This window comes from Paenibacillus soyae, from assembly GCF_024623455.1.
Taxonomy (GTDB): Bacteria; Bacillota; Bacilli; order Paenibacillales; family Paenibacillaceae; genus Pristimantibacillus; species Pristimantibacillus soyae.
In genome coordinates this window covers 20,271-40,681 of the sequence record NZ_JANIPJ010000036.1, presented here as the reverse complement: position 1 = coordinate 40,681, position 20,411 = coordinate 20,271, and the positions used below count along the sequence as shown (strand labels likewise).

Annotated in this window: 16 protein-coding genes; 11 read left to right on the top strand and 5 right to left on the bottom strand. The window is 57.3% G+C overall.

The genetic code is table 11. The annotated features are described in order from the left end of the window. Window positions 1–339: 339 nt before the first annotated feature. From NQZ67_RS28930 to NQZ67_RS28905, 6 genes are all read left to right on the top strand, one after another. Complete coding sequence (locus tag NQZ67_RS28930) at window positions 340–1,851, top strand: sugar ABC transporter ATP-binding protein (protein ID WP_257452814.1); 1,512 nt, start codon at window positions 340–342, stop codon at window positions 1,849–1,851. After that, window positions 1,848–2,831 (top strand): ABC transporter permease, encoded by a 984-nt coding sequence (locus tag NQZ67_RS28925; RefSeq protein ID WP_257452812.1) that lies wholly within the window; start codon window positions 1,848–1,850, stop codon window positions 2,829–2,831. Before NQZ67_RS28930 ends, NQZ67_RS28925 begins: the two co-directional genes overlap by 4 nt. 41 nt (window positions 2,832–2,872) lie before the next feature. Then, the gene (locus NQZ67_RS28920; RefSeq protein ID WP_257452810.1) at window positions 2,873–3,874 is read left to right on the top strand and encodes an ABC transporter substrate-binding protein; all 1,002 of its coding nucleotides are present in this window, start codon (window positions 2,873–2,875) and stop codon (window positions 3,872–3,874) included. 420 nt (window positions 3,875–4,294) lie between these two features. Next, window positions 4,295–5,899, top strand: a complete 1,605-nt coding sequence (locus tag NQZ67_RS28915) for a response regulator (protein ID WP_257452838.1) — start codon at window positions 4,295–4,297, stop codon at window positions 5,897–5,899. Beyond that, the gene (locus NQZ67_RS28910) at window positions 5,896–7,734 is read left to right on the top strand and encodes a cache domain-containing sensor histidine kinase (RefSeq protein ID WP_257452807.1); all 1,839 of its coding nucleotides are present in this window, start codon (window positions 5,896–5,898) and stop codon (window positions 7,732–7,734) included. The genes NQZ67_RS28915 and NQZ67_RS28910 overlap by 4 nt, the downstream gene beginning before the upstream one ends. After that, complete coding sequence (locus NQZ67_RS28905) at window positions 7,734–8,729, top strand: substrate-binding domain-containing protein (RefSeq protein ID WP_257452805.1); 996 nt, start codon at window positions 7,734–7,736, stop codon at window positions 8,727–8,729. Before NQZ67_RS28910 ends, NQZ67_RS28905 begins: the two co-directional genes overlap by 1 nt. Window positions 8,730–8,825: 96 nt before the next feature. On the opposite strand, the gene NQZ67_RS28900 is transcribed toward NQZ67_RS28905, so the two are convergent. The 4 genes from NQZ67_RS28900 to NQZ67_RS28885 all read right to left on the bottom strand — a co-directional run bounded on the left by NQZ67_RS28900 (window position 8,826) and on the right by NQZ67_RS28885 (window position 12,622). Next, the gene (locus NQZ67_RS28900; protein ID WP_257452803.1) at window positions 8,826–10,409 is read right to left on the bottom strand and encodes a copper amine oxidase N-terminal domain-containing protein; all 1,584 of its coding nucleotides are present in this window, start codon (window positions 10,407–10,409) and stop codon (window positions 8,826–8,828) included. Between the two features lie 96 nt (window positions 10,410–10,505). Then, the gene (locus tag NQZ67_RS28895; RefSeq protein ID WP_257452801.1) at window positions 10,506–11,276 is read right to left on the bottom strand and encodes a MerR family transcriptional regulator; all 771 of its coding nucleotides are present in this window, start codon (window positions 11,274–11,276) and stop codon (window positions 10,506–10,508) included. Between the two features lie 51 nt (window positions 11,277–11,327). Then, window positions 11,328–12,098, bottom strand: a complete 771-nt coding sequence (locus NQZ67_RS28890) for a CPBP family intramembrane glutamic endopeptidase (RefSeq protein WP_257452800.1) — start codon at window positions 12,096–12,098, stop codon at window positions 11,328–11,330. Further along, the gene (locus tag NQZ67_RS28885; protein WP_257452798.1) at window positions 12,095–12,622 is read right to left on the bottom strand and encodes a PadR family transcriptional regulator; all 528 of its coding nucleotides are present in this window, start codon (window positions 12,620–12,622) and stop codon (window positions 12,095–12,097) included. Before NQZ67_RS28885 ends, NQZ67_RS28890 begins: the two co-directional genes overlap by 4 nt. A 186-nt stretch (window positions 12,623–12,808) precedes the next feature. On the opposite strand from NQZ67_RS28885, the gene NQZ67_RS28880 reads away from it, so the two are divergent. After that, the gene (locus NQZ67_RS28880; protein WP_257452796.1) at window positions 12,809–13,168 is read left to right on the top strand and encodes a Lin0512 family protein; all 360 of its coding nucleotides are present in this window, start codon (window positions 12,809–12,811) and stop codon (window positions 13,166–13,168) included. Window positions 13,169–13,229: 61 nt separating this feature from the next. Here NQZ67_RS28880 and NQZ67_RS28875 read toward each other — a convergent pair whose 3' ends face one another. After that, the gene (locus NQZ67_RS28875; protein WP_257452795.1) at window positions 13,230–14,426 is read right to left on the bottom strand and encodes an acyltransferase; all 1,197 of its coding nucleotides are present in this window, start codon (window positions 14,424–14,426) and stop codon (window positions 13,230–13,232) included. Window positions 14,427–14,532: 106 nt separating this feature from the next. Here NQZ67_RS28875 and NQZ67_RS28870 point away from each other — a divergent pair, with 106 nt between their 5' ends. The 4 genes from NQZ67_RS28870 (at window position 14,533) to NQZ67_RS28855 (ending at window position 20,384) form a co-directional block, all read left to right on the top strand. Beyond that, complete coding sequence (locus NQZ67_RS28870; protein WP_257452793.1) at window positions 14,533–16,455, top strand: FAD-dependent oxidoreductase; 1,923 nt, start codon at window positions 14,533–14,535, stop codon at window positions 16,453–16,455. 104 nt (window positions 16,456–16,559) lie between these two features. Further along, the gene (locus NQZ67_RS28865; protein ID WP_371825372.1) at window positions 16,560–17,453 is read left to right on the top strand and encodes a helix-turn-helix domain-containing protein; all 894 of its coding nucleotides are present in this window, start codon (window positions 16,560–16,562) and stop codon (window positions 17,451–17,453) included. 152 nt (window positions 17,454–17,605) lie between these two features. Beyond that, a complete protein-coding gene (locus NQZ67_RS28860) occupies window positions 17,606–19,252 on the top strand; it encodes an AraC family transcriptional regulator (protein ID WP_257452783.1) in 1,647 nt (548 codons plus the stop codon). 151 nt (window positions 19,253–19,403) lie between these two features. After that, window positions 19,404–20,384, top strand: coding sequence for an ABC transporter substrate-binding protein (locus tag NQZ67_RS28855; protein WP_257452823.1), 981 nt, complete (start codon window positions 19,404–19,406; stop codon window positions 20,382–20,384). Window positions 20,385–20,411: the final 27 nt, after the last annotated feature.

Below are 20,411 nucleotides of genomic sequence, written 5' to 3'. Positions count from 1 at the left end.
TGCTTTTGACTCCTTCGGCACCATTCTGATACCTATAAATGGCCTCCAATTTCTCATCTAAACTGAATTTGGGCAAAAAAACTGCACCTCCTTTGTTAGTCGTGTCTAACAAATGGGGTGCAGTTCAGGATCGGCTGCCTTCAAAATGGATAGAAACGCAGGGGGCAGTTTGCTGTCTGTTTAAGATCGAATAGGATCTTGAACAGACAGTTTTTTATTTGCCGATTGAACGAAGCCAACACCGTAAAATTCTCGACTTTTTGCAGGAGATTTCTCCATGTGAACGCTTTCTTTTCCGTCATACAATAGGCACACGGAGGCAAGAAGGAGGCATGAAGGATGGAACCGTTGGTTGTCATGGAAGACATCGTGAAGCAATTTCCGGGCGTGCTCGCTCTGGACCGCTGCCGCTTCGAGCTGAGGCGGGGGGAGGTTCATGCGCTGGTGGGGGAGAACGGCGCCGGGAAATCGACGATGATGAAAATATTGACCGGCGTGTACGCCAAGGACGGCGGGCGCATCTTGTACAAAGGCAGCGAAGCCGACATTCCGGATACGAGAGCGGCTCAGGGTCTCGGCATCGGCATCATTCATCAGGAGCTTCATCTCATGCCGGATCTGACGATCGCGCAGAACATTTTTATCGGGCGCGAGCCGAGGAGGAAGCTGCCGCTTCTTCTCGACGACCGGGCGATCAACGCCAAGACGGAAGCGCTGCTCCGGCAGCTGAACCTGAGGCTGGATCCGGAGGAGAAGGTCTCGGATTTAACCGTGGCCAAGCAGCAGATGGTGGAGATCGCCAAGGCGCTGTCATTCGAATCCGAGGTGCTCATTATGGACGAACCGACCGCCGCTCTGACGGCATCGGAGATCGAGGAGCTGTTCCGGGTCATCGGCGAGCTGAAGAGCAGAGGCGTGGGCATCGTCTACATTTCTCACCGGATGGACGAGTTGAAACGGATTACCGACCGCATTACGGTCATGCGGGACGGCTGCTACGTCAACACCGTGCCGACGGAAGGAACGGCGGTTGACGACATCATCGCCATGATGGTCGGCAGGCAACTGTATGCGGAGTCGAAGCCGAAGCCCGCGGCCAGAACGAACCAAGAGACGGTGCTCGAGGTCCGGGGACTGAACCGCAAGGGGGCGCTGCGAGATGTCTCCTTTCACTTGAACCGCGGCGAGATCGTCGGCTTCGCCGGGCTGATGGGAGCGGGAAGGACGGAGACGGCGAGGGCCGTATTCGGGGCGGACCCGATCGACTCGGGGGATATTCTGATCCATGGCGAGCCTGCCCGCATCAAAGGACCCGACGACGCCGTCCGCCACGGCATCGGCTATCTGTCCGAGGACCGCAAGCAATTCGGACTGCTCGTCGAGATGGACGTGAAGACGAACCTGTCGATCGCCTCCTATGACGGCTTCCGCAGCCGGCTCGGCTGGATGCGTCAGACCCGCATGGAGCAGAACGCGCGCAAGCATGTGGAGGGGCTTCGCATCAAGACGCCAAGCATCGATCAGCTGGTCAAATATTTGTCCGGAGGCAATCAGCAGAAGATCATCATCGGCAAATGGCTGACCCGCGACTGCGACATCCTGATCATCGACGAGCCGACGCGCGGCATCGACGTCGGGGCGAAGGCGGAAATTTATAAGCTGCTCGACGAGCTTGCCCAGCAGGGGAAGACGATTATGATGATTTCCTCGGAGCTGCCGGAAATCCTGCGGATGAGCCATCGCGTCATCGTGATGTGCGAGGGGCGGATTACGGGCGAGCTGAGCGGCGAAGAGGCGACGCAAGAAGGCATCATGAAGCTTGCGACGATGAGAGAGGAGGCAGCGGGATGAAGCTGACAGAGACGGCGACGGCGGCCAAGCCCGTCATGATCAAGCCGGGCGCCATGCAGAAGGTGCTGGCGTTCGCAAGCTTGATCTTGTTAATCGTGTTTTTTACGGTATCGTCGGAGAATTTCTTCCGATTCGATAACATCATCGGCATTCTATTATCGACCGCGGTCATCGGGGTACTGGCGCTGGGCTCGACGTTCGTCATTATTACCGGCGGCATCGACCTGTCGGTCGGAACGGTGATGACGTTCGCTTCCGTTATGACGGGCGTGGTCATTACGTTCTGGGGGCTGCCGATCCCATTCGGCATTGTCGGCGGCATTCTGACGGGCGCGCTGTGCGGGTTCATCAGCGGCTGGCTCGTCGCCAAGATGAACATCCCGCCGTTCATCGCCACGCTCGGGATGATGATGGTGACCAAAGGCTTGTCGCTCATCGTATCGGGCACGAAGCCGATTTATTTCACCGACGATCATGCCAAAGGGTTCACGCAGGTCGCGATGGCGAAGCTGCTCGGCATTCCGCTCGCGGTGTACATCTTCTTCGGGCTGGCTGTCATCGCCAGCGTCATCCTGTCGAAGACGATCGTCGGGCGGTACAACTTCGCGATCGGCAGCAACGAAGAAGCGACTAGACTGTCCGGCGTCAACACGGCGTATTGGAAAATCGTGATCTACGTGATCACGGGAGCGTTCGCCGGCATCGCCGGTATCCTGATGGCGTCGCGGCTCAATTCGGCGCAGCCGGCGCTAGGCGCAGGCTATGAGCTGGAGGCAATCGCCGCCGTCGTCATCGGCGGCACCTCGCTCAGCGGGGGCAGGGGCTCCATCCTGGGCACCGTCATCGGCGCGCTCATCATGAGCGTGCTGACCAACGGGCTGCGAATCTTGTCCGTTCCGCAGGAGTGGCAGATCGTTCTGGTCGGTTTGGTCGTCATCTTGGCCGTATACGCGGATATTTTGCGGCGGCGCAGAAAGTAAGCGAGAGGCTTGTATATCTGAAAACGAAGGGGAGTTTATCGATGAGAAGAAGAATGGGTGTTTTGGCGGCGCTTGTCCTGTCGGTATCGTTAGTGCTCGGAGCTTGCGGCTCGAATGAAGGAGGCGGCGAAGGCGCGAACAAACCGGCGTCGGGCGAAGCCGGCGGCAGCGACAAGATGTACATTCCGGTCATCTCCAAAGGGTTCCAGCATCAGTTCTGGCAGGCGGTCAAGCAAGGCGCGGAGAAGGCGGCCGCCGAACTTGACGTCGAGATTACGTTCGAAGGACCGGAGACGGAATCGCAGGTCGACAAGCAAATCGAGATGCTGCAGGCGGCCCTCGATAAGAAGCCGACGGCTATCGCCTTCGCCGCGCTCGACAGCAAAGCGTCCATCCCGCTGCTGGAGAAGGCCAAAGCGTCCAGCATTCCGGTTGTCGGCTTCGACTCCGGCGTTGACAGCGACATTCCGGATACGACGGCCGCGACCGACAACATCGCGGCGGCAGGGCTTGCGGCCGACAAGATGGCGGAGCTGATCGGCGGCTCCGGCGAAGTGGCCTTGATCGTGCACGACCAGACCAGCCGTACGGGTATCGACCGGGAGAAAGGGTTCGTCGACCGGATCAAGGAGAAGTACCCGGATATCAAAATCGTGGACGTGCAATACGGCGGCGGCGACCAGCTGAAGTCGACGGATCTCGCGAAAGCGATCATGCAGGCACATCCGAATCTGAAGGGATTTTTCGGAGCCAACGAAGGCTCGGCGATCGGCGTCGTGAACGCGGTGACCGAGATGGGCAAGACCGGGCAGATCACCGTTATCGGCTATGATTCCGGCAAGCTGCAGATGGACGCGATCAAGAACGGCGTCATGGCGGGAGCGATCACGCAGGACCCGATCGGCATCGGCTACTGGTCGGTGAAGGCCGCCGTCATGGCCGCGAAGGGCGAGTCGGTCGAGCCGATGATCGACACCGGCTTCCACTGGTACGACAAGACGAACATGGATTCCGAGGAAATTAAGGCGCTGCTTTACGAATAAAGGGGAGAGACAGGCCGGCACAGCCGGCCTGTCTTTTGCGGTTGCTGCCGCTGCCGGCATCAAATGGCTCGCTGGCCCTGACCCATGCCCTGACCCATGCCCCGGCCCTGCCTCTGGCTCGTGAGGTTATCGGCTGCATTAGTGTGCAAAAAGGGAGTTATTTTTAGAGCTAGGGGGTTATTGGAGGGAAATAGCGGAAATAGTACCGTTAATTTTTGAGATGTGCCTATTTGGAGGCTGCTCCCCGCGAAATAAAGGTACTATCGCCGTTATTCTTGTTCGTCAGTTAAGAATGCAAAAATTAATGCCTAAATGTCCGTTATTTCAAACGGCAGGCGCTGGAGCCATGCAGGGATACCTGCGCATTCGGGCGAAATAGGGACAAGAGAAATTCGCATAGGGGTGACGTCCGTGTACAAGATGTTGATCGTCGACGATGAAGACAAAGTGAGAGAGGCGATTGCTTTCAAAACCGATTGGGCCGCGTGCGGATTCGAGCTGGTCGGCGGCTGCGCGAACGGCAGGGACGCGCTCGAGGCGGCGGAGAAGCTGCAGCCGGACGTCGTCCTGACGGATATTTGTATGCCCTACATGGACGGCCTCGAGCTGGCCGAGCGGCTGACGGAGCAATACCGCGAGCTGAAAATCGTCATTCTGACGGGCTTCGAGCAATTCGATTACGCCAAGCAGGCCATTAAGCTGAAGGTGAACGATTATTTGCTGAAGCCGATCAATCTGCAGGAGCTGACTGAATTTCTGCTGAAGCTGAAGGCCGAGCTCGACGAGGAAGCCGCCCGATTGGCGGACTTAACCGCGCTTCGCGCGCAATGGCAGGAGAGCTACCCGCTCTTGCGGGAACGGTTCCTGAATCGGCTCGTCCTTCATCCGATGACGGACGAGGCGATTCGCCGGAAGCTCGACTCCTTCCGGCTGGGGCTCTCCGGTCCCTCTTACGCGGCGCTGCTGCTCGAGCTGGAGACCGAGCAGGGCGATGCCGGCGGTTCGCATCCCGATAAGGACCTGCTCCGGTTCGCCGCGGCGAACATCGCGCAGGAAATCGCGGAGCAGGAGTATGGCGGCGTCGCGTTTCAGACGCGCGATGACCGGATCGCGATTTTGCTCGGAGGGGAGGGCGGTATGCTTGGCGCGCATATGCAGAAGGTAGCGGGCTTCGTATCGGGAGCCCTCGCCAAATATTTGAAGCTATCGGTCAGCATCGGTCTAGGCCGGGTGTACCCTTCCTTGCATCAGCTTCGGTACTCGTACCAAGAAGCGTCTTCGGCGCTGGAGTACCGTTATTTGACCGGGGACGGACGTATCCTCTCGATTCAGGACGTCGAGTTCGGAGAGCCCGTCGGGGAAGCGGAATACAACGAATTCGAACGCGAGCTGTCGGCCGCCGTGAAGACGGGGAACACGGCAAGGGCGCTTCAAGCGGTCGAGGATTGGGTCGCCAGATTAAGGGCGTCGGCGATGAGGATGAATGGGGTGGTCGGCTATATGCACCGGACGCTGGCGACGGTCATCCAGGCGGGGACGCAGTCCGGGTTGGATCAAGGAGACGGACTGGGCGGCATCTTCTTCGCCAAGCTGAACGCGCTGAAGACAATCGAGGAAGCGCGAAGCTGGCTGGAGGAGCTGTGCGGGCAAGTGATTCGCGATTTGGCCAGACGAAGATCGGACGCGAGCCACACGCAGATGATGGAGGCGATTGCCTACATCCACGAGCATTATTCGCGGGCGGAGCTGACTCTCGGCGAGGTGTGCCAGCATGTGTATTTAAGCCTCAGCTATTTCAGCAGCTTGTTCAAGCAGCAGACAGGATTGACCTTCGTCGAATATTTGACGAAGCACCGCTTGGCGAAGGCGAGGGAGCTGCTGCTCGCGACGAGTCTCAAGACTTATGAAATCTCGGAGCGCGTCGGCTATCAGGATCCGCAATATTTCAGCGTGATCTTCAAGCGGCACTTCGGCATGTCGCCCAAGGAGTTCCGTTCGGCCGGGAAGGGAAGCGCGCCTGCATGAAGATGAACGGCCTGCCGAAGTTCAAAAGCATCCATACGAGCATCGCGATCGCCTTCTCTTCTCTTATTATCTGCGCGGTTCTCGCGATGAGCTTCAATTCGTTCCTGCTCTCCTCGGAGGCGGTCAAACGAAATTCCTACGAGCATACCGGGCAGCTGGTGGAGCAGGTGAACGCGAACGTCGAGACGTACGTCGGCAACATGGAGAGTATCGCGGAGCTGGCTCTCGCGGACGAGAAGCTGAGAACGCTGATGCGCCTCCATGACGCGGATTCGCCGGAGGGACTTGCCCTGACGGCGGAGGTGAGCGCTTTTTTCGGCTCGATCGTGAGGTCCAGGGAGGACATCGCGTCGATCCTCTTCATCGGGTCGAACGGCTCGCTTGTTTCGAATCGGGAAGAAAGCGCTCTTAAGCCCTATCATGAGCTGATGAATCAGGATTGGTACAAGGCGGCGAAGGAGGCGGGCGGGGAATCCGTCATTTCCTCATCCCGCATCCAGCATTTGTTCGAGGATGAGTACCGTTGGGTCGTCTCCATCAGCAGGGAAGCGGAGCGGGGGATAGACGGCAGCGGCGGCGTGCTCCTAGTCGATCTGAACTACAACGTGATTAACGACCTGTGCAAACAAATCCATATGGGCAACCGCGGCTACGTGTTCCTGCTGGACCCGACCGGCGATCCCATCTACCATCCGCAGCAGCAGCTCATCTATTCGGGACTGAAGTCGGAGCGCTTCGATGACATTTTGCAGGCGGAAGACGGAAGCTTCGAAGCGGTCAGCGACGGCGCGGCCAAGCTGTATACGGTGCGAACCTCCGAATTCGGCTGGAAGGTCATCGGCGTCAATTATCCCGAGGAGCTGGTCGGCGACAAGAAGGAAATCGCGCTCTCCGCTCTGCGGTGGGGCTTGATCTGTCTCGTGTTCGGTCTTGCGCTGTCCTTATGGCTGTCTCACACGCTGACGAAGCCGGTCAAGAAGCTCGACGTCCAGATGAAGAAGGTCGAGAGAGGAGACTTTGCCGTCCGCGCGGAGATCGAAAGTCCGAACGAAATCGGCAAGCTGGCCCGGACGTTTAATCTCATGACGGGCAAAATCAAGGATTTAATGGAGCAGGTCATGTGGGAGCAGGAGGACAAGCGGATCAGCGAGCTTAAGGCGCTTCAGGCGCAGATTCATCCCCATTTTCTGTACAACACGCTCGATTCGATCATATGGATGGCGGAGATGGACAAACGGGACGACGTGATCCGCATGACTTCGGCGCTGTCCAAGCTGCTTCGTTCCTCGATCAGCAAAGGGGAGGAGCTGGTGCCGCTGCGGCAGGAGCTTGCGCATGCCGAGCATTATTTGGTCATCCAATCCATGCGTTACCGGGGCAAATTCGCGTATTCCATCGAGGTGGAGGAGGAGCTGCTGGATCAATACGTGCTGAAGGTGCTGCTCCAGCCGCTTGTCGAGAACGCCATCTACCACGGCATCAAAAACAAAGCCGACCAAGGCCGGATCGTCATAAGGGGAACGGCTTGTCAGGATGGCCTATGCTTGCAGGTCGAGGATGACGGGGTGGGCGCAGATGCGGAGAAGGTCAAGGAACGGCTAGCCAGAGGAAGACTTTATTCGGGTACGTCCGGCTCTGATGGCGGCGGGTCCGGACCGAGCGGCTCCGGCGGTCTTGGGCTCGACAACGTTGATCACCGGATTCGGCTGAATTACGGCGAACCCTATGGCCTTCATTTCGAGAGCGAACGGGATGAGGGGACGACGGTAACGCTGAGGCTGCCGCTGCTTCGCGAATCGGTCGGAAGCTCTCCGGACAGAGAGGGGGAGGGATAATGATGCGGAAATGGTTCATATTGAGCCTATGCGTATTGGCCGCGGCCGTCGTCATCGGCTTGTCGTCGCAGGAGATTGCCCGCCGGCTGCAGCCCGAGCTGCCGGTTATCCTGTTCGTGCCGAAAACTACGGATTTCGAGATCGAATTCTGGGAGATGATGCGGCAGGGCGTGATGACGGCATCCGAAGAGTTCGGAGCGGACATTCGAATAACCGGCATGCGGGAGGAGTCGGACGTGGCCGGCCAGGTCGCGCTGCTGGAGCGGGCGATCGCCGAGAAGCCGGATGCCATCGTGCTCGCCGCGACGGATTACGACGCGCTTGTCCCCGTGGCGCAGCGCATTGCAGACGCGGGCATCACGCTGATCACGGTGGACTCCGGCCTCCGAGGCGGCGTATCCAGGAGCTTCATCGCAACGGACAACGTGGCCGCGGGAAGCAGGGCTGCCGAGCAGCTTCTTGTTTATTTGGAGCCGCGGGACAAAGGGGAGCAGGTCGTCGCGATCATGAATTTCGTGAAAGGGTCGGCTACCGCGATGGAGCGGGAGAGAGGCGTCCGCGAGCAGTTGGGGCAGGAGCCTGGCATCCTCATTCTGGACACGGTGTTCAGCAACGCGTCGGAGGAGATGGCTTATGAGCAAGCCGCTGCGCTGCTGGAGGAGCATCCCGATCTATCGGGTATAGTCGCGCTGAACGAGCCGACGGCGATCGGCGCCGCGAGAGCGATCGAAGATAGCGGCGCGGCTTCGCGCGTCAAGCTGATCGGCTTCGACAGCTCGATGGAGGAAGTGGCGTATCTCGAGAAGGGCATCATCCAAGCGACGATTGTGCAGAAGCCGTTCAACATGGGGTATTTGTCGGTGAAGACGGCTATCGAAGCGCTGGACGGGCGGAAGGTGAAGCCGCTGATCGACACGGGCGAGGTGGTCATCACGAAGGCGAACATGTACGACAACGACAAGCAGAAGCTGCTGTTCCCGTTTATGGAGCAGTAACGTGCGAGGGAGCGATAACGTCGAAGTACGCAGACCAAAAGGCGGCGCATCTTGCACCGCCTTTTTCCCTTCAATAAAGGAATTGGCCCGCCGGCGCTACTTCGTATTCTTCGCTTCCCAGTTCAGCTGCGCCTGGAAGCGAAGCTGCTCCAGCTGCTCCGCTGTCAGGACGGAAGTACCGTCATCCGTCGCGACGACGACGAGCCGGGATGCCGCGTCCCAGCTAACCTTGGCGCCGAACGTCTCTAACACGAGCCGGGCCGGGATGTAGGTGCGGCCGCCGCTGATTCGGGCAGGCGCTTCGAGCTTTTGCGCTTTGCCGTTTACATATACCGTGTTCGAGTCGGCCGTAAGCTCGATCGATACTCCGTCTTTGCTTGTCCCGATCTTCCGATTTGCCGGATCCCACGTAATGGCGGCGCCGAGCTTCGTCAGCAGCTCGCGGAACGGAACCAGCGTGTATCCGTTTCGAATCATCGGCTCGTTCTGCAGCTGCAGAAGATCGTAGTTCCAAACGATCGCCGCGGAATAACCGACTTTGCCGGATGGCGCGGCCTGATCGATCAGCCAGTCGGCGACGGGAGGGAACGGCTCCGTGACGGGCTCGCCGGACAGATTCAGCCACTGCCCGGTATTCGCATGGATGGAAGGGTGGGTGCCGGGATAATCTCTCGGAACGCCCGGCTTAATCGACAACTGGTAATACAGCTTGGCGTCTCCGGAGCCATACTTGTATACGGGCTCCAGCTCATAGAGGGACAACAGCCGAAGCTTCGCGAGACGCGAAGGATACTGCGGTTTTATTTTCTCCGAGAAGACGGGGGTCTCTAAATTTTCGGAAGCGGGAAGCTTGCCGGACAAGTCCATCACGTAGAAAGGATGCGTCCGATATACAAGCTGCTTCTGTCCATTGTATTCATCCTGCCATCCCAGGAACGGTTCGACGCTGCTCATGACCGCTTTGGCCGCGGTTTGCAGGCTAGGCAGCCCCTTGCTCGATTCGAAGCTCTGACTGTGCCAGAATACCTCATAAGAACGCACTTCTCCCGTTATGCGGTCTACCAGCACATACATATGGTTGGCCTCGTACCTAATGCCTTCATGGGAGCGATGGTAGCGAATCCAGTGGACGGTCGGCTCATCAGCGCGCGTCGAATAGTCCGAGCGGTCGTAGAAATCATGCATCCAGGAATCGTCCAGCTGCCAGGTTTGCTCCTCCACGAATTCGTCCGCGATTCGTACGGCTTCTTGGAAGTCGACTTTTTGCTTGCTTTCGTCGAACGGATTCGGATTCTCCGGATTGTAGGCCGTATATTCGTCAAGGTTCAAGCGGTCGTGAAACCGGATGACTTCGCCGTTCGAGGCGCCAAGCACGACTTCCCCGAAGCGGCGGTCCTTGCCTTCCTTGTCCTTCTCATCGGTTTTGAATACAATTTCCCACTGATCGGATCGTTTGACGATATTCGTGACGGTCGCGTCCGCCGGCATCAGCTTCAACGCGATGGCCCGGTCCATCGCTTGATCGTTGGTATTCAGCTTGGCGGCGGCGCTGGTCTCGGCCGCATACCCCGGTAGCGGGACGAAGACGGCCGCGGCGCCGAACGCCAGCGAGGAGGCCAGCAGCAGCTTGGCTAGACGCGAAGTCACTTGTGAACGGAATAACAGTCGTGTGTTTCTCAAAAATCTCCACTCCTTACAACGTTTAAGAGATGTTTGAATGACTAGACGTAAATGCGGGCATAAGGTTGCGTCGTCTTCCCAAATAAAAAGAACGGGCTAAGACAGCCCGTTCTGTTTCATATAATGCTCCATCGCTTGCTGCAGCCAGCGCTCTTCCTCCGGCGTGAACGGGGTAGGGATTAGGGCCTCCAGCTCCTTCAGCTTCTCTTCGTCCAGGTCGGCAAGTCCGGACAAGGCTTCGTAGGAGTCTTCTCCCACGAATCCGATGTTTATTTTCAGCTGCTCGTCGACCAGCTGCTGGACGGCGGGATCCTCGACCGGCGTGCCGACCAGTCTCTTCACTTCCTGCACCAGCTCGACGTAACGCCTATCCAGCTCCTCAAGCTCCTCTTCCGACCGGTCGTACAGTCCGCTGACCGCTTCGGAGGGGACGTACCGCTCCAGCCATTCGCGCTGCTCCTTCTCGGTCTGAATGCTGTGAATGATGCCGATTAACACGTGGCTGTCGACTTCCTTGGCGTCCTGCAGGACGGCCGTTGCCCGGTTTATCGCCTTCAATGCGATATCGATACGCGAACGCTGCTCCTCAAGCTCACGCTTTTGCGCGAGCAGCGTGTCTAGAAGATCGGAATCGAACGTTTCCTGCTGAACGAGAGGTAGAATCTGCTCCAGGCTGTAGCCCAAAAATTTTAACGTGACGATTTTCTGCAGCCTGACGATATCGCCCGAATGGTATTGCCGATGGCCTGTGCGGTCGTTTTTGCGCGCCTTCAGCAGGCCGATCTCGTCATAATAATGAAGCGTCCGAACCGAGATGCCGGTCAGCCTGGCGAACTCTCCAACGGAGTAATGAACTTCCTTTGACATAGCTCAGTTCTCCTCCATTATGTAGTGGTGTTGTTCTTTCATCATACATCCTCACGTTACGTGAGGCACAATAGCGTCTTTGGTAAAGGGATGGCGATTCTTGAACGTTAGAGCCAGCCATATGAAATGAACGGCCAATAAGGCAAGGATGAGGTAATCATAGAGGTGCGTGCCGGGATCGTGTCCGGTCATGATTATGAAATTATGGAGACCATGGAATACGATCGTTAGCACGATGGAGCGGTGTTTGATGACGAGCAGCGCCAGAACGAGCCCCACCGCGAAAGCATATACGATTTGCAGTATGGTGTCTTCGAGCGATTGTCCGCCGAGCGCTTGCAGTGCATGAGTAACTCCGAAGAAAAAGCTGGAGATTAGCACGGCATAACGGGCGCCTTTGTGAGCGAAGAGGCGAATCAGGATGCCGCGGAATAACGTCTCTTCTACGAATGCCACCAATAGAATCTGCGATAGGAACAAATAAACGAAAGTCGTGGCAGGGGCGTCCGCAAATCCTCGGTTCGCGACCAGCAGTACGATTAGGATGAGCAGAAGCGGTGCGTAATCCAGCCATTGTTTTCCCCGAATGCGGGAGATGCCGTCAAAATAAAACGTCCGCCAGCCTTTCTTGATCGTCAGGGCGAGGAGAAGAATCAGCGCAAGCGGAATGAAGCCGAAGAAAGGAGCGGCCGGATGCGTCAGTTCGGCGATCGAGACATAGGCGCTGCCTCCGGCCACGAAAACGAGCAAAGCAAGTTCGATCCATACAAGCATGAGATAGGGTCTTCTGACAAGCTGGGGTTCAAGCGGCAATGGTTTCATTCGTAATCCCTCTTTTCGATGATTTGTTCGAGCCACGCTTTTTCCATTTGATAGAACCGAAGCCCGTAATGCATAACGGATACCCGGTAGTAGTAATCGTCTTTGTTCTCCAGCTGAGCCAGCTGGCCCGAGACGATTTGCTGAACGGCGCCGATTTGGGCGATGTTCCGGTTGAGCTCGAAAAGAAAGTTTTCCAAATTATTTTTCCGAATAGCAGGGTCCAAACAATCGTAGAAAAAGATTTTGAGCAAATATTCCCTTCGGTTCGACTGTAGGGGTTCCCCCAGCCATTGCAGGAAGCTGCCGCGCCCCGTCTCGGTGAGCTGGTACAGTTTCTTGTTCTTGCTGTTATTCGTTTCTTCTTCGGTGAGCATGCCGCCTTCGACAAGGCGCTTAAGAGCCGGGTAAAGGCTGCCGTAGCTGATCGTGAAGAAGAGGCCAACCGATTGTTCGACCGTCTTCTTAATGTCGTAACCGCTCATCTTGCCCTGCATGAGCATGCCCAGGCATATGTAATCAATCATGGGAAGCGATACCTCCATATATCAATTTGATGTATCTAACCGATACATTTAAATTAACAAGGAATCTAATATTTGTCAACTAAAAAATGGGGAAGCTTGAACATGCCATTCGTCGTGAAAGCGGGGATATGTTAAAATGCCGGTAGATAAATCGCAGTTGTATGCGCCCGAGAGGAGAAAAATCACATGGATCAAATGATGTTTGTCGAAATTGGAATGGGCATCGATCTGCACGGCCAGAACGTGACGAAGGCAGCCGTTCGAGCGGTGCAGAACGCCATTCACCACAACTCCATGCCGGGTATTCGTTCCGTGCTTCCAGGCGGCGATCTGAACAACATGAAAGTGAATGTGAGGCTTGCGGTTCCCGCTGACAAGGAGCGGCTGGATTTGGAGAAGGTGCGTTCGGAGCTGCCTTACGGACAAGTGACGTTCGAGGTTGTGGACGGCGGGATGCTGACGACAAGCGGTATCGTGCTGGCGGACAAAGAGGATCGCAACGATCTCGCTTATGTCGTTATCGCGTCCGTTGAAGTCGGGTACTAGCCCTAACACGAAGAAACAACGAAACGGCCTTCGCGCATCGATGCGCGAAGGCCGTTTCTGCTTAAACGCGGTCAAGCCGCGCGCCCGATCCGGGCGAGCCGATTCGGCGGTTATGGCCGCCGATTTCGTTTTTGCCGAACAAGAGCCACGCGAATGGCAGATAGCGGTGCGAGAGCCAGACGATGAGGGCCGATCCCAGCAGCGCCAGGAGAAAACCGCCCGCGTACCAGAGATGGAGCATCGGCATGGAAGCCGCACCAGGCTTCAGCTCCCGGTAAACCGCCAGCAGCAAGGGATGCAGCAGGTAGATGCCGAGCGACATCGCGCCGAAGGCTTTCAGCTTGCGGATCAGGAACGCGTCGCCGAACCTTCGCCCCAGATGGAACGCTGCCTGGAGGAAGACCAGAGCGGAGACAAACGCGTAAATGTTCCAATAAAGGCTATACACGTAGAGCGGCAGCGTCTCGAGTCCGGTACGCAAGTCGTACCAAATGCGGCTGTGCAAGATACCGCCGGCCAGCCAGCCGGTCCATATCAGGACGGACAGAACTCGATAGGCCGTGAGCGGCCCCTTACCGGGGGAACGGAGCCGATCTCTCCAAGCCGGAAAACGAATGCCCATATACACGCCCAGCATATAAAAGCTGAAATAAGTGAAGGCCCAGCTGGAGGCGTGCTCGATGTCCAGACGCTGCCCAAGCGCGTAGAAGCCCCACTGCACGGCGAATCCGATCGGAATGCAGAACGGGATGAGCCGCGGCAGCTTCTTCAGCAGCCATAATGCCAGTGGAAACAGTACATAAAACTGCGCGCTGACGAAGACGAAATAGAGGTGGGAATAAGCGGTGCCGTTCGCCAGCTTATTAACGAAGTCGACGACTAAACTGGCCGGCCGCTCCGCTTCGGTTCTCGTTACGGCCACGGCGATGTAATAGATGGTAGAGAATACGAGATATGGTATAATAATATGAATGAGCCTTTTTCTGTAGAAGGAAACGAAAGTGCCGGCTGACAGAGGTTTGGCGTAGTAGCTCATGAACAAGACGAAGCTGCTAAGAAATAGGAACACAGGCGTCCCGAACTTCATGAAGATATTGAGGAAGTTGTAGACGGGATAGCTCGCAGGATCGTCCAGCATCTCCAGGGTAGCGAACGAGGTGGCGTGCACCGCAAGCACCCCGATCATGGCGAATGCGCGCACAAGGTCGATCTCCGATATTCGGCTTCCATTGGCGCCGGCGGTTAACGGGTTGTTCATGCGTACCTCCGTTCAACGATTCATAGTTTCCTAGTTTTCCAGATTCATCCTAATCTAATATTGGTTCATAGAGAACGTTTAGTCAAGCTTGGGGGGCTTCATTCGAATGATGGCAAAAGAAAGATGGAAGGCGCTCGCGATAACTCTGCTGCTGCTCGCGCTTGTCACCGGCGGCATAATGGGTTACGTCTACTTGGAGCGCAACAGCACGGATAATAAGCATAAGCATCAAGCTCTGCTGCGAGTGGAATCGGTAGCGGAGCCGAAGACCGCCTACGACGTCATCGTCGCGGGCACGGATCCCGAAGGCGTCGCGGCGGCGGTATCGGCGGCGAGGAACGGGTTGTCCGTGCTGCTCGTTGATGGACGCGGGAGGGAGATATTAGGCGGGCTCATGACGATCGGCTGGCTGAATTCTCTCGATATGAACAAGTCGCCCGAGCAGCCGAGGCTCGGCAAGATCAATCAATTGAACAAAGGCATCTACCAGGAATGGTTCGATCGGATAGAAGGGACGTCGTTCGACGTGAACACGGCGGCTAACGAGTTCTACCGCATGGTGAAAGCAGAGCCGAACATTGACGTGCTGATGCAGGTACAGTCCATGGAGCCGATCGTGGCGCAGGGCGGGACGGCGGCCGTCATCGAGGGACTGCGCATCGTCGACCAGTCGGGCCGCACGCTGGAGATTAGCGCAGACGCTGTCATCGACGCGACGCAGGACGCGGATATCGCGGCAATGGCCGGAGTGCCGTATACGCTGGGACGTGAGGATCTCGGCCGGCCGGAGGACCGGATGGCCGTGACGCTTGTGTTCAAGATGAGCGGCGTGACGCAGGAGGTATGGGATTCCTTTGCCGGGATCGGCGACGGAACGGGCATCGACAAGATGAGCGCTTGGGGCTTCATGAAGGCAAGGGAATACGAGTCGTCGAATCCGGAGAAGGTCGGCATCCGCGCGCTTAACGTCGGCAGGCAGAACGACGATACGGTGCTGATCAACGCAATGCATATTTTCGGCATCGATCCGCTGAATCCGGACTCGGTGAAGGAAGCGATCGAGATCGGGACCAAGGAAGCGCCGCTTATCGTCGACTACTTGCGCAAGACGTACAAGGAGCTTGCGAACGTGGAATACGCAGGGGTAGCGGAGGAGCTGTACGTTCGGGAAACCCGCCATATCCAAGGCGAGTACCGGCTCACTGCTGGAGACGTCCTTGATAACCGGGATTTCTGGGACGCGATCGCTTACGGCTCGTACGCCGTGGACATACAGCGGATGAATCACCAAGATAGAGGCGCAATCGTCATGGCGCCGGAGCAATACGGCGTGCCGTTCCGTACGCTGGTGCCGCTCGCGGTCGACAACCTGCTTGTCGTGGGCCGAGCAGCCAGCTTCGATTCCATCCCGCACGGCAGCGCGCGCGTCATTCCGCTCGGTATGGCGACGGGCGAAGCGGCCGGGGCCGCGGCGAAGCTTGCGCAGGAGAAGAGCATGACCTTCCGCGAGCTGTCGGGTTCGAAGGAATCGATTGCGGAGCTGCGTAAGCGGCTGACAAGGCAGGGAATGGATTTGGAGCGCGCCAAGTTCCCGCTGCCGGAGTATGCGAAGCACCCGCATTACAAGGGGCTGATCGCGGCGGTGAGCATGTCGCTTGCATTCGGCGGCGAGTTCAACGAGGCGTTCGGGCTCGACAACCAGGCGACGGCCGGCCAATTCGCGAACATTATGGCGACGGTGAAGATTGTCCATGCCGATCATTTTGCCGGGAATCCGTATCTGGCCATCGACGGCATGGCGGATGCGGGCAAGCAGCCGCTCACGCTGGAGCAGCTGGCTTACACGATCAGCCTGACGGCCGAGCTGGAAGCATCGCGCGAGAACGCTCTCGAGACGCTTAAGACGAGCGGCTTGCTTGAAGCCGATACGCTCGCAATGATTGGCGACCCTAGCCAGCTTAAGGTCGGGGAGATGTTCTCGCTTGTAAGAGACGTCGTCAAGAACCACGCCGGGATCGTATACGAATGATTGGTTACGCCCTGGGCTTGCCGCCCGGGGCTTTGTTTTTTTCGCAATCCTGATCAAAAACGACTGTCCGTGCCTATGTTATTCTCTGTACAAGAGGTGATCACGTGAGATACCATCCAATGATTTACCAGGCTCTGGGCTATATCGAAGCGCATTTGGAGGAGGAGCTGAAGCTCGAGGATGCGGCCGCCGCCGCGGGCTTCTCGATGTACCACTTCCACCGGATTTTCCTACAGCAAGTCGGCATGAGCGTGACGGATTATATCCGCTCGCGCAGGCTGGCCGGCGCATCCGCGCTGCTGTTGTACACATCCGAGGACATCATCCAGATCGCGTTCCGATGCCGGTTCGAGTCTCAGGAGGCGTTCACCCGCGCTTTCAAAAAGGAATACGGCATGCCCCCCGGACGTTACCGGAAGCTGATGGGGAGCGTGCAGCAGACAAAAGGCAGACGTGAGGAGATGGAGAATATGAGCGAGCAAGGCAAAGTGAAGGGCTGGATTCTAAGCGGAAGCGATCCGTCGCATTACGAGATGGGCATTGACCGGGAGACGGTGCATATGGGGAAGGTGTCCGGCTATTTGCGATCGGTGTCCGCGACGTCGGAGACCCAGTTCGCGACCATGATGCAGCAGTTTAAGGCCGATAAGTACAAGGGCGAGCGCATCAAGCTGTCCGCCTTCATCCAAGCGGAGAAGGTCGGCCATTTCGCCGGATTATGGATGCGGGTCGACAATGCTGCGGGGGACACGCTCCAGTTCGACAACATGAGCGATCGCCCGATACAAGGCACGCTGCCGTGGAATTTATATTCCATCGTGCTCGACGTGCCGGCTGCGAGCGAATCGATTTCGTTCGGCGTGCTGCTTACGGGACAGGGGAAGGTATGGATGGACGGTTTCACGTTCGAAACGGTCGATAAGCGAACGCCTAGCACGAACATGCAGATCGGCGGCGAGCTGAGGGATGAACCGGAAAATCTGTCGTTCGAGGAGTAATAAGGCAATGGGAAAAACGGAGGCATGCCGTATGCTTCCGTTTTTTCGTGCTTGGGTTTTGCTTCCCCGCTGGAGGTTCTCACGCGGCGGTTTGTTTGATATACTCGTCTATGACAATGAGAATCATTATCGAATATAAAGAGGTGGCCAATATGAAAATCTCTTATACATCAGAACCGGGCCTCGATATCAGCCGCATGTCGATAAGGCTGCTGTCGGCCGAGCTCCATACCGGCTCATCGGGAGAGCTCGTGGAGCAGCATTTGACGATACCCGGCGTGTTCATCGCGCTTATCGGAGGCGGCGGGGAGCTGATCAGGGAGAGCGGCGGCGTCCGGCTGGAACGCGATCATATTTATGCCTGTCCGCCGGAAAGCACGTTCGGGCTTGCGGCCGGCGCGGGAAGCGATTTGTCCGTCGTCATCCTGCGGTTTCAGCTGCGGTCCGATAACCGAGATCCCGCCGACCTCGAAGCGATTCGACGCCTATATAGTGAGCTCGACGGCTTACGGCTGAACCCGCCGGGACATCTGGCGTCCTTCTGCCGAAAGATGCACGAGCATCTCGCCAGCGGCGATCGGATGCGAAGCTGGCGGGCGCAGCTCGACATGGGCGAGCTCCTGTACCAGCTGCTGAATGAAGGCAAGAAGCCGGCGAGGGATGGAGCGAAGCACGATCTGGATCGCGCGAGGCACTATATGCGCGAGCATTACAAGGAAGAGCTCTCGATCGAGCGGCTGGCGTCCGTCGCGGGATTTAGTCCGAAATATTTTGTAGACGTGTTCAAAAAAACGTACGGCATCAGCGCGCTCGACGAGCTGACGCAAATTCGCATGAATCAGGCCAAGAAGCTGATGCTCCGGTCGGACCGTCTGCTTCGCGATATTGCGCACGAGGTCGGATATGCGGACGAGTTCTATTTCAGCCGCAAATTCAAGCAGGTTGTCGGCATGCCGCCGACTGCTTATATGAAGAAACGCGGCAGGAGGGTAGCCGCCTACGGTTCAACCGCGCTGATCGGCTATATGCTGCCGCTCGGCATCATTCCTTACGCGGCGCCCCTGCATCCGAAATGGTGCAAATATTACGGGGACCGCTATGGCGCGGACATTCCGGTCCATATGAACGCTTACCGGCAGAACCATTATAAGGAACAAAATATGGCGCTGCTGGAGCAAGCCAAACCGGAGCTTATCGTGACGAGCGGCGGGCTGGAGGAGAAGGAGAGAGCAAGGTTGTCGGCCATCGCGCCGCTTATAGAGCTCCCGGGAGACGAACGCGACTGGAAAACGAATCTTGCGGCGTTGGCGGAAGCTCTCGGCGAGCAGGCGGAGCAGCAGCTGTGGCTGCGGCGTTTCGAGGAGAAGGCGGCCCTTGTCAGGCAGCAGGTTCAGTCCGATTCCGCAGCCGGGGGCAGAGGCAAGAAAGTGGCGGCATTAAAGCTGCTGAAAGGCAAGCTCAGCTTATTCGTTAGCTCAGGTCTTCACGATACGCTCCATGTTGAGCTCGGATTAGAGCTGGCGGCGGGGGAGGCGGGACAGGAGTTCAACATGCCGGTTACCGCCCGGCAGTTGGCCGAGCTGGATGCCGACCTCGTGCTGCTCCTCGTATGCCAGGAATCGGAGACGCTCGCAAGCTGGTCTGCGCTCAAGGAATCGACGGAATGGATGTCGCTGCCGTTCGTCAGGGATAATCGGCTTCGTCTCATTTCGTCCGAGCCCTGGAGGGAATATTCTCCCGTCGCCATCAGCCGCATTCTGGACGAATGCGCAGAGCTGCTAACAGGAAATTGTCCATAGCAAAACAGGAAAATATCCATGGTCACGCCAAGACTCTCTCCTATATAATCGCTAATGATAATCAATATCAATTGAGGAATTGAGAGGAGTCATATCGGTGAAGAAAAAAGGGATTTGGAGCATACTGGTCATCCTTGCCATTGCGGTTGTCATGACGGCATGCGGGGGCAATAACAACGGGGAGCCTGCAAACGCCGAGCAGTCGGCGCCCGCGAATACAGATCAAAATGCGGCGGCGGACGGCGAAGCGAAAGAAGGCGAGGAAGCTCCTGCTGCGGATGAAGCGGCCGGAACCCGCAAAATTACGTACCTGGATCAAGAATACGAAATTCCGGCCAAGGTCGAGCGCATCGTAATCGCGGGCGCGGTGGAAGCGATGGAGGATTCCATTGTGCTGGACGTGCAGCCGGTCGGCGCAATCAGTTTCTCGGGCGCGTTCCCGCCGCTGTTCGAATCGGTTACGGCAAACGCCGAGTCGATCGGCGAAAAGACGGAGCCCAACTTCGAGAAGATTCTGTCCCTGAAGCCGGACGTTATTCTCGGCTCGACAAAATTCCCGGCTGAAACGACGGAGAAGCTGCAGGCGATCGCGCCGACGATTCTGTACTCCCACATCTCGACGAACTGGGAAGCGAACCTGAAGCTGCTGGGCGAGCTGAGCGGCAAGACGGCGGAAGCCGACGCGGAGATCGCGAAATACAAAGCGGATCTGGACGCTGCGAAGCTGGAGCTTAGCGACAAGCTGAAGGACAAGAAGGTAGCGGCCGTTCGCATCCGCGGCGGCAAGATGTACCTGTACCCGGCGAACGTCTTCTTCAACCCGATCCTTTACGGCGATCTGGGGCTTGCGGTACCGGCCGAGGTCGAAGCGGCGAAGTCGCAGGAGGAGCTGTCCGTCGAGAAATTCGCGGAGATGAATCCGGATTATCTGTTCATCCAATTCTCGGAGGACGAGAACAAGGATACGCCGAACACGCTCGAAGAGCTACAAGCGAATCCGATTATGAAGAGTACGAATGCGGTGAAGAACGGCAAGTCGTTCGTTAACGTCGTCGATCCGCTGGCGCAAGGCGGCACGGCGTACAGCAAGATCGAGTTCCTGAAAGCGGCCGTGGAACAACTGAAGCAATAGGCTTCGCCAACTCCGAATAAATAAGGC